At 59.2% G+C, this 9627-nt stretch carries 9 protein-coding genes and 2 pseudogenes; 1 reads left to right on the forward strand and 10 read right to left on the reverse strand.

Going from position 1 to position 9627, the window contains the following annotated elements:
- Positions 1-93: 93 nt before the first annotated feature.
- From AB5Y92_RS14575 to AB5Y92_RS14590, 4 genes and pseudogenes are all read right to left on the reverse strand, one after another.
- A pseudogene (locus AB5Y92_RS14575) lies at positions 94-664 on the reverse strand (helix-turn-helix domain-containing protein); the annotation flags it as partial.
- 80 nt (positions 665-744) lie between these two features.
- Entirely contained in the window at positions 745-1128 is a 384-nt protein-coding gene (locus AB5Y92_RS14580) for a hypothetical protein (protein WP_368177713.1), read from the reverse strand.
- 87 nt (positions 1129-1215) lie between these two features.
- Positions 1216-1602, reverse strand: coding sequence for a hypothetical protein (locus AB5Y92_RS14585; RefSeq protein WP_368227025.1), 387 nt, complete (start codon positions 1600-1602; stop codon positions 1216-1218).
- Between the two features lie 780 nt (positions 1603-2382).
- Positions 2383-3348: an autotransporter domain-containing protein gene (locus AB5Y92_RS14590; RefSeq protein ID WP_368177714.1), complete on the reverse strand. Its 966-nt coding sequence runs from the start codon at positions 3346-3348 to the stop codon at positions 2383-2385.
- A gap of 223 nt (positions 3349-3571) precedes the next feature.
- Between AB5Y92_RS14590 and AB5Y92_RS14595 the strand changes: the two genes are divergently transcribed.
- Positions 3572-4447 carry an OmpA family protein gene (locus tag AB5Y92_RS14595; RefSeq protein WP_005359611.1) on the forward strand — a complete coding sequence of 292 codons (876 nt, stop codon included), beginning with the start codon at positions 3572-3574 and terminating at the stop codon, positions 4445-4447.
- Between the two features lie 85 nt (positions 4448-4532).
- Here the strand turns inward: AB5Y92_RS14595 and gloA are convergent, their stop codons facing one another.
- From gloA to AB5Y92_RS14625, 6 genes and pseudogenes are all read right to left on the reverse strand, one after another.
- Positions 4533-4946, reverse strand: coding sequence for a lactoylglutathione lyase (gloA, locus tag AB5Y92_RS14600; protein ID WP_005347113.1), 414 nt, complete (start codon positions 4944-4946; stop codon positions 4533-4535).
- Positions 4947-5002: 56 nt separating this feature from the next.
- The gene (nth, locus tag AB5Y92_RS14605) at positions 5003-5644 is read right to left on the reverse strand and encodes an endonuclease III (RefSeq protein WP_108612160.1); all 642 of its coding nucleotides are present in this window, start codon (positions 5642-5644) and stop codon (positions 5003-5005) included.
- Positions 5645-5657: 13 nt separating this feature from the next.
- Positions 5658-6410 carry an electron transport complex subunit E gene (locus AB5Y92_RS14610; protein WP_368227028.1) on the reverse strand — a complete coding sequence of 251 codons (753 nt, stop codon included), beginning with the start codon at positions 6408-6410 and terminating at the stop codon, positions 5658-5660.
- Between the two features lie 24 nt (positions 6411-6434).
- Entirely contained in the window at positions 6435-7067 is a 633-nt protein-coding gene (gene rsxG, locus AB5Y92_RS14615) for an electron transport complex subunit RsxG (protein ID WP_368227026.1), read from the reverse strand.
- A gap of 43 nt (positions 7068-7110) precedes the next feature.
- The gene (rsxD, locus tag AB5Y92_RS14620) at positions 7111-8163 is read right to left on the reverse strand and encodes an electron transport complex subunit RsxD (protein WP_368227027.1); all 1053 of its coding nucleotides are present in this window, start codon (positions 8161-8163) and stop codon (positions 7111-7113) included.
- Positions 8164-8174: 11 nt separating this feature from the next.
- Positions 8175-9627 (reverse strand): annotated as a pseudogene (locus AB5Y92_RS14625) (electron transport complex subunit RsxC); the annotation flags it as partial.

A 9627-nucleotide genomic window follows, 5' to 3' on the forward strand; every position in this document is an offset into this window, starting at 1 on the left:
GCCCATGATGCAAACTTGAAGAGGATGGTGGTGATCAGATCTCCGAGTCCTCAGTAAGTTCCCTTCAAACTGCATCGATTTAGGCAACAACGCCGTTTGCAGATACACCTTGCCCACCCCTTGAGTGCACCGACGAAGAAGGTGTCGACTGCCACCAGTTCCCCGGTGTAGTGAACCTCAATCTGGCGTTCGCGAAACTCGGGGCTGAAGCGTTCTAACAGGCGAATCTGCTCGTCATTGAGCTCAATGGTCTGCTCACGGTGCGTTTTCTCGAGGCGCAACAAGCGGTCGTGTTTGGAGAGCAAGTCGTGCCGTTGCCACACGCCACACGCCACGCACCCCACACCCCACCCGCACAGACATTGATGCCTTGCAGAGCCAGTTCTTGCGCGACCCGCAGCGGGCCATGAGTTGATCTGGGGAGGGAATAATCGAGAATGGCCTGTTCAATCTCGGGTGCGACCCGATTGGGATGAGCTCCTTTACAGCCGGGCAATTTGTCGAGCAAGCCCTCGGCGCCATAGGTCTGGTAATTACGGCGAATTTCGTAGAACTGCTGACGGCTGTAGCCGATGAGCTTGCAGGCTTTGCTGACATTATTGAGTTCTTTGGCGAGCGCTAGCAGGCTGAGTTTGCGACGTGCTATTTTCTCGTTGGTGATCATGCAGAGGCTGATAGTATTTTGCAGGTGCAAAAAAGCCCCTTGGCGGAGCTTGGTGTCTGGCAAGGCCGGTGTCGGGGTTATCAATCGAACAGGATGCGGCCGCTGGTGCCGGCATCGCTGTCTTTCCAGCTGGCGCCGCTTTTGCGCAGGGTGTAAGTGATGGTCTCCTGCTTGAATTTCAGGTGGTCGCTGCCGCTGTGACTTGGTTTGACCTGATTGCCATCAATATAGGTCTCCCCTGTGGTATCGACGTGAATTTCGGCCACGGTGCGGCCATCGTCAGTGACCGCTTTATAGTTGCCAGCCCACGGGCTCTCGTCGCCATACTGCACGGCCCCTTCCTGAGCGTGCGCTTGGGCATGGGTCTTGTGGCCGTGATGGGTTTTGGCCACGGCGCAGCCGGAGATACCGACCGCCAGCAGGCAACCGAGGGTGACATTGAGCAGAGTCTGTTTGGATTTCATTTTCATTTACCTGTATCAAATAATTACAATGGATAAGGGGTGGAGCCCCCACGGTCGGTGTGGGCCCCGTTGAGCCATGGCTCGAAATCAGTCCTGATTGATCCCCGAAATATGGCCGTGGGAGTCGGTGAGGCAGTGCCAGAGCCGGTCATGGGGCCCCTTGATATCAATCATCATCCCCGCCTGGGAGTCGGCCACATAGTCGAGGGTCAGTTTGCTGCGGCTGACGCCCGCTTTTCTGGCGACGGCGTTCATGCAGGCGTTCTCGGCAACCTTGGTTTGTGCAGTGCTGCCGTTGTAGGCACTGCTACTGGCGCTCTCATCATCATCGCCGTCGACATCGTTCTCATCGTCATTGAGCTGGCAGGCGCCGCTGTCGCCATTTTTGACAAAATAGGTGATGCCCCAGTCGCCATTTTTCACCATGGAGAGGGTGGTGCGCCCCTTGCTCGCCTCGTAGAAATTTGAATTCACTTTTTTAAGCGGAACTTGCTGGTTATTGATATAAGCCGTGCCATCTTCGACGCGAAGATTAATATGTCCAGGACAGCTGGCGGATAAATCAGGCACCCCTGCATATGCGGTTCCGGTCATGACCAATACAGAGAGAGCAAGCAGCGTTTTTTTCATCAGATAACCTCAAATCAACAAGGATCAGCAAGTGTGATGTCGTCAAAATAACGGTTGCTATGCCTGAACGTTATTTATGTGCTCATTGCACACCTGTTATTGGTAGCCCGCAGTCAGTCGTTTCAGTGCGCCTCGTCCCGCCGGGATGACGCCAAATTTAGCAGTAGGGTGATGTAAGTAAAATAAAACAGGATTAATTGGGTTCATAAAATATGAAAAACTATAAACCATTTAAAACAATGGGTTATATGTGGTTTAAGTCACTTTGAAAAAGATGGGGGACCATCCGGGATGGTTCCTTATGGGTGTCGATAAAGTTGGCCATAGGGCTGCAATGCCGGGAGTAGAGTATTTCCTATGTTGCATGATGGCACAGGCTGGCGATATCAAGGGCCAATCAGCCATTGCGCGCCGTAAATACACAGACAAAAAACTCCAATATTCGGTGTGTGAGGGGGGAATTAGCCTACCAGCAGGCAGATATTTTTACCTGATATGACTGGGTGGTGAGGCATATGAAAAGGACAGAATAAATAAACCCTCCATCAATAGAGACATGATTATCTGGAGTGTTAATGTACTTTTCCTGAGGATTGCCCACTCTTGGCAGGCAAAACTAACGACTCAGAAACTCATGGCCAACCCGATGGAATAACCGCTGGTGTTGTGGCTGAACATATAGCGGGCAACCAGCCGGGTACGGGTGACTATGATGTCGTATTTGCTGCTGTCCAGCTCCAGACCGGCGCCGATAGAGTTGAGGGAGTCAAAGCCAAGCAACCCCCGCTGCTCCCCCAGATATGCGGTATGGGCCCCTTCCAGTACATAGCGTACCGGTCTGTCGAGCAGGGGCCAGTGGAACAGCGGGGCCCGGCGGCGCAGATAGAGACCGAGGTTCTCCGCCTCGGCGTGACCACGGACGCTGGTCGAGGTACCGCCAAAGCTTTGCAGGTGTTGGTAGGAGTAGCGCACTTCGATATCGATATCCTGCACCTTTGAAAAGAGCTCGTAGTCGAGCATCAGCGAGCCTCCCAGTCCGTACATATTGAGCTGCCCACCATCGAGAAAATCCAGCGAGTAGCCCTTGGTGCGCTCCAGCAGCCAGTTGCCGATCCGCAGATCGCTGGCCATGGTACCGAGCGAGACGTTGGCGATGGGGCGAAGTACCCAGTGGCCACCGCGCGGGTCTTCATGGAGGGCGATATCCCAGCCGATCCCGCCCGAAGCTGTCAGGCTGTTCCACTTGGTCGGGAGGGTGCGGCTCTCGGTGCCGTTGCTCACCACAAACTGGGGATCGTAGCGGCTAAAGCCGATCGCCCCTTCCAGATAGATGGGCACGGCTTCGCTCATGGTGGCGCCGCCACCGATCTGGGTCATGTTCAGGGCGGCAGATTGATTGGTGCCGCTGCCGATATCGAGGTTGCTGGCGGTGATGTCGGGCACCACGGTGAAAGTCATCAGCGAGAGCACCGCATTGGCGCGCTCCTGTGCCCACTCCTGATCCTGTGTTGCGGCTTTGACGGCGCCGCCGGATAGCGCCAGCAGCATTGGCAACAACATCTGCAATAAAGAGGAGCAAGAGCTGTGCATGAGTGTGGTTCCCGATAAGCGGCGTCTGGTTGCCCTGGTTTTACTGTAGCGAGCTTCCTGCCGGTTGGCACGGAGCTAAGAGGGGGGAACAAGCGCCGCTTGCGGTCAGTTGCCGCTTGGGGGCAAGCCTTTGCCACACCAACGGCACGCCTTTGCAGTTTGTCGCTAAAGCTTGGCCTCTTGCCGCCGATATCTCTTGTGAGATCGTGTGGAGGACAAGCAATTGAACGCTTGGATGTTGGGGTTGGTCAGCATATCCGTGAGTATGCAGTTACAGGCTGGAGTCACCGAATTTGGTGCCGGTCTGGATCAATCCGTCTGGCGTTTGACCTCCGATACCCAGATTGAGTGTCGCCTCGAGCATCCTATTCCCAACTGGGGAACGGGGGCCTTTGTCAGCCGCGCCGGGCGCAAGATCAACCTCGACTTCGAGCTCAAGGGCAAGCGGCCGCAGGCCCAGACCCAGACGGTGAGCCTTGGCATCATGCCGCCGGTATGGCGCCCGGGGATCGCCGGGCGAGAAGTGAGCCAGCTGCGCTTCTATCAGCAGTTCGATGGGCTGGTAGAGGGGCAAACCGCCTGGACCATGCTCGACGAGCTGGAGGGGGGGCGGATGCCGACCTTCCAGTATCGGGACTGGTATCGCCAGAACCGTGCGGTGCGAGTGTCCCTCTCGTCGGTCAACTTTCGGGTGAAATATCAGGCCTTTATAGACTGTCTGAGCGGACTGTTGCCCTACAGCTTCAACGACATCGCCTTTAGCGTGCTCACCTACGACAAGAACAGCGATCAGCTCTCCATCCCCTCCAAGCGGCGGCTGGCGATGATCAGCGAGTTTATCAAGGCGGATAAGAGCATCGACGTAGTGGTGATAGACGCCTACAGCGACAGCTATGGCGGCCGCTGGCCGAACCTGAAACTCTCCGAGAAGCGGGCCGATGCCATCAAGAAGGTGTTTGTCGATCTGGGGATCGATCCCGGCAAGATCTCGGTGGAGGGGCATGGTGAGAAGCAGCACGTTGCCTCCAACGAAACCGAACAGGGACGTGCCAAGAACCGGCGGGTGGTGATCAGCATGGGGCGCAATGGCGAGATCTAGCGCCGTCCTAGGTCAGAGAAGCATAAAAAAGAGCGCATCTGCGCTCTTTTTTGATCCTGCCATTAGGCAGCGGGATTAGGGCTGCTTAGAAGCTGTCACCGAGGCCAGTACCGGCATCTTTCTTGGCAATCAGTTCAATCTTGTAACCGTCCGGATCTTCGACGAAGGCGATGACGGTGGTACCGCCCTTGACCGGGCCCGGTTCGCGGGTGATCTTGGCACCGGCGGCGCGCAAGGCATCGCAGGTGGCATAGATGTCGTCCGCTTCCAGCGCGATGTGGCCATAGGCTGAGCCCAGTTCGTACTCGCTCACCCCCCAGTTGTAGGTCAGCTCGATCACCGCTTCATCCTTCTCGTCACCGTAACCGACGAAAGCCAGGGTGTACTTGTACTCGCTGTTCTCGCTCTTGCGCAGCAGCTTCATGCCAAGGACACGGGTGTAGAAGTCGATGGAGCGTTGCAGATCGCCGACACGCAGCATGGTATGCAGAATTCTCATTGCTCAGTTCTCCGGGTTGGTGATGTGTACTGCTTTCAATCTCGGTTGCGAGGCTATCAGTTCTCGGGATAGACCTTCTCTTTGTACTCGCACAGATCCTCGATGATACAGGAACCACAACGGGGCTTGCGAGCCAGACAGGTGTAACGCCCGTGCAGGATGAGCCAGTGGTGGACATCCAGCTTGAACTCGGCGGGTACCACTTTAAGCAGCTTCTCTTCCACCTGATCCACGTTCTTGCCTACCGCAAAGCCGGTGCGGTTCGATACCCGGAAAATATGGGTATCGACGGCGATGGTGGGCCAGCCAAAGGCGGTGTTGAGCACCACGTTGGCGGTCTTGCGGCCGACGCCCGGCAGGGCTTCCAGCGCTTCGCGATTCTCCGGCACCTCGCCGCCGTGGCGCTCCAGCAGGATGGCGCAGGTCTTGATGACGTTCTCGGCCTTGGTGTTGAAGAGACCAATGGTCTTGATGTACTCCTTGAGCCCGTCCACCCCGAGATCCAGCATCGCTTGCGGGGTGTTGGCCACCGGATAGAGCTTGTCGGTCGCCTTGTTGACGCTGACATCGGTCGCCTGCGCCGAGAGCAGCACGGCGATCAGGAGTTCAAACGGCGAATTGAAGTTGAGCTCTGTGGTGGGGTGGGGATTGTTTTCCCTCAGTCGCTCGAGGATCTCTCTGCGTTTCTGGTTGTTCATGCCTTGCGTCCGATCATAGTTCGGTCGACCGGACGCGGGCCGGGGCAACGTTGCAGTGGGCCACGGTAGCGGCTTGTTTGCGGTCCCGCCAGTCGTTGATGGCGTTCTTGGCGGCGATCAGCAGCCCCAGCCCGATAAAGCCGCCCGGCGGCAAAATCGCCAGCAGCAGGCTGGCATCGGCGTGGAACAGCTCGACGCGCAGGGATTTGGCCCACTCGCCCAGCAGCAGCTCGGCGCCATCAAACAGGGTGCCCATGCCGATGATCTCGCGCATGCCGCCCAGTACCAGCAGCACCAGGGTAAAGCCAAGGCCCATCATCAGGCCGTCGAGGGCCGCCAGCAGTGGCGGGTTCTTGGAGGCATAGGCCTCGGCGCGGCCTATGATGACGCAGTTGGTGACGATCAGGGCGATAAAGATGCCGAGCGCCTGATAGAGGCCATAGGTGTAGGCGTTCATCAGCAGCTGCACGCTGGTCACCAGCGAGGCGATGATCATCACATAGACCGGGATGCGAATATCCTTCGGCACCCAGTTGCGCACCAGCGAGACGGCGAGGTTGGAGCAGACCAGCACCGCCATGGTGGCAAGGCCCAGCCCCAGCGCATTGGTAAAGGTGGAGGAGACGGCGAGGGTCGGGCAAAGCCCCAGCACCTGCACCAGCGAGGGGTTGTTCTTCCACAGCCCCTGACTCATCAGCTCCTTGAGCTCGCCCTTGCGGCTTTCCAGCTCGGCAATCGGGGCAGCGCCCGTTTCAATCTGTTCCATCTGGTTCATGATGGCTCGACTCCGTTAGTTCGCCGCCGGACAAGCCGGGGCGTTGCTGAGCAGTTCGGGTTGCTCCTGCTGCAGTTTAAGCAGGTTCTTCACCGCCTTGACCACGGCTCGCGGGGTGATGGTGGCGCCGGTAAAGGCATCGAACTCGCCGCCATCCTTCTTCACCACCCACTGGGGCTCGTTGTCATGGGTCAGGAATTTTCCGGCAAAGCTGTTGATCCAGTCCGATTTCTTCAGCTCGATCTTGTCACCCAGGCCCGGGGTCTCGTTGTGAGCGAGCACGCGCACGGCGGTGATGGTGCCCTTGGCATCAAAACCCGCCACGATGCGGATCGCCCCGCTGTAGCCATCCGGCGCGATCGCCTCCAATGCATAGCCGGTCACCACGCCATTCTTGCTGGCGGTATAGAGGGCCTGCGGCTGATCACTGCCCAGATACTTCCTGCTGGTCACCTGCTTGCAGCTGGCCACCAGATCGTTGTCATAGCTCCCCTCCGGCAGCAATACCGAGAGTGTCTGCTGTTTCTCCAGCTGTTGCTGGTGGGCGATTTTATCCTTGGTCAACTCGTTGGTCAGTACCACCAGCGCGGTACAGCCGAGCGCGAACATCGCCAGAATAAGGCCGTTCTTGCGCATGCTCTTTAACATGTCCGGGCTCCGTCAGCTGTGATGGGGGAAAAGGGCAGAAACATCATTGGCGACGGGCTCCATACACTTTCGGGCGAGTCAGGCTGTCAATAAAGGGTACGCAGAGGTTGGCCAGCAGCACGGCGAAGGCAAACGCATCCGGATAGCCGCCAAAGCGGCGGATGATGTAGACCAGCCCCCCAATCAGCACGCCATAGACCAGTCGGCCGCGCGGCGTGGTGCAGGCGCTGACCGGATCTGTGGCGATAAAGAAGGCCCCCAGCATAGTCGCGCCGCTGAATAGATGGAACATGGGCGTGGCGGTCGCATCCGGGCTCACCAGATAGCCGATGGTGGAGGCTGCCAGCAGGGCACCGAGAATCGCGGTGGGAATGCGCCAGTTGATCACCTTCTGTTGCAGCAGGAACAGGCCGCCCAGCAGATAGCCGAGGTTGACCCAGCTCCAGCCGATGCCGCCCCAACCCTCAAACAGCGGGCCGTTCAGGATCTCGCCGGTGGTGAGTCCCTGAGTCAGGCCGGTTTTCAGGGTATCGAGGGGGGTCGCCATGGTGAGACCGTCCACCCCCTGCTTGAGCTGGGCCATGCTGTAACCGTCGAGGCTAAAGCCGGTGAATATCACCGACGCCGCATCACCAAAGCCGAGGCTGTAGGCGCGCACGCTCTCCGGCGGCAGCCAGCTGGTCATCTGCACCGGGAAGGAGACCAGCAGCAGCACATAGGCGACCATGGCCGGGTTGAACAGGTTCTGGCCCAGTCCGCCGTAAAGGTGTTTGGCAACAATGATGGCAAAGGCCGTGCCCACCACCAGCATCCACCACGGCAGCAGCGGCGGCAGGGAGAGACCGATCAGCACGGCGGTGAGCGCCGCACTGCCATCCATCAGGGCAGGCTTGATGGCGCGGCCACGGAGCTTGAGCACCAGCGCCTCGCACAGCAGCGCAGTGACCAGCGCCAGCAGGATCTGGATAAAGGAGCCCCAGCCGAAGAACCAGGTCTGGGCCAGCAAGCCCGGCACGCAGGCCAGGATCACCAGCAGCATCAGGGTTCGGGTCTGTTTGCGGTTATGGGCAAACGGCGCAGTCGCAATATTGAACATGAGTCTGTCGATTACCTTGTGGTTGTTCGGTCGGCTGACGGGACATCTTCAGCGGCGGTCCCGGCGGCTCTGGCTGCCTCGGCCGCCAGCTTCTTCGCCTTGGCGCGGGCCACCGCGGCTGCAATGGCCGCTTTTTTCGGATCAACCGGGGCGTCAACCGCTGGAGTACTCGCTTCAGGAGCCTCTGCTACGGCAAGTGGTTGCTCACTGCTGGCTGCATCGGTTTGCATCGGCTCGGCCGGTGCGCGCTCACCCTCAGCTCCGGCACTCTCTACCTGAGTAGCGGCACTTTCTACCTCAGCATCGGCATTTTCTACCTCAGCACTGGTACTTGCGCTCTGCTGGGCCAGCTTTTTGGCCTTGGCCCGGGCAATGGCAGCGGCGATAGCGGCCTTCTTGGGATCGACCGCTTCGCTTGCAGCCGTATCGCTTTGGCTGGTGGTTACTTCGCTCTTGGCTACCGTCATGTCGCGGGTCTCCGTGCTGGCAGCTGGCTCACTCTGCGCACCTTCAGCACCGGCACTCTCGCCCTGCTGGGCCAGCTTTTTGGCCTTGGCCCGGGCAATGGCCGCGGCGATAGCGGCTTTCTTGGGGTCAACTGCTTCGCTGGCCGCAGATGGCGCATCGCTTTGGGTTGCAGCCGTTTCTCTGGTGCCTGCGGTTGCAGTCAGATCGCCCTCAGCGCTGTTGCCCTGCTGGGCTGCCTTTTTGGCCTTGGCCCGGGCAATGGCAGCAGCAATAGCAGTTTTTTTGGGATCGACCGCTTCGTTGGCAGCAGATGGCGCATCGCCTTGTGTGCCTGCGTCAGCTGCCGCGCTGTGATCTGCGCTTGCCGGTTCGCCATTCGCCTCAGCCTTTTTGGCCTTGGCGCGGGCAATGGCGGCGGCAATCGCCGCCTTTTTCGGATCGGACTCTGCCTTTTTCGGGTCGGCGTCTGCTGCAGGCTGGCTCTCGGCCGCGCTATCTGTAGCAGGAGCATCGCCAGCCTGAGCCGCCTTTTTGGCTTTGGCACGAGCAAGAGCCGCGGCGATGGCCGCTTTTTTGGGATCGCTGGCGGGGTCAACTGTCTCGGCGGATTGCGGCGCAGCAGCTGTTTCGCTGTTTGCGCTCTCTGCCAGCTTGGCGGCGCGGCGCGCCTCCGCTTGCCGTTTGCGGGCTTCGCGGGCGGCGATCACCGCGCTGTTGTCAGGCAAGCCCTCGGCGGTGGCGGCAATGGCTGTGATGGGGGCATCCTGCTTGGCCTTGATGCGGGCGAGGGCGGCTGCCACCGGATCTTCGCCGCCTGCGGCCGTCATGGTTTGACGGCGCTGTGCGGCGGCTTCGGCATGGCGCGCTTCGCGGGCCGCTTTCTCCCGCTCGAAACGGGCCTGCTTGGCCTCGAAACGCTGCTTGGCGCGTTCGGCTTTTTCGGCCTCGGCACGGGCTTCGCGAATGTCGTCTTTGGCGATCTTGTAGTACTGCACC

The organism is Aeromonas sp. R1-1 (genome assembly GCF_040908495.1).
GTDB lineage: Bacteria > Pseudomonadota > Gammaproteobacteria > Enterobacterales > Aeromonadaceae > Aeromonas > Aeromonas veronii.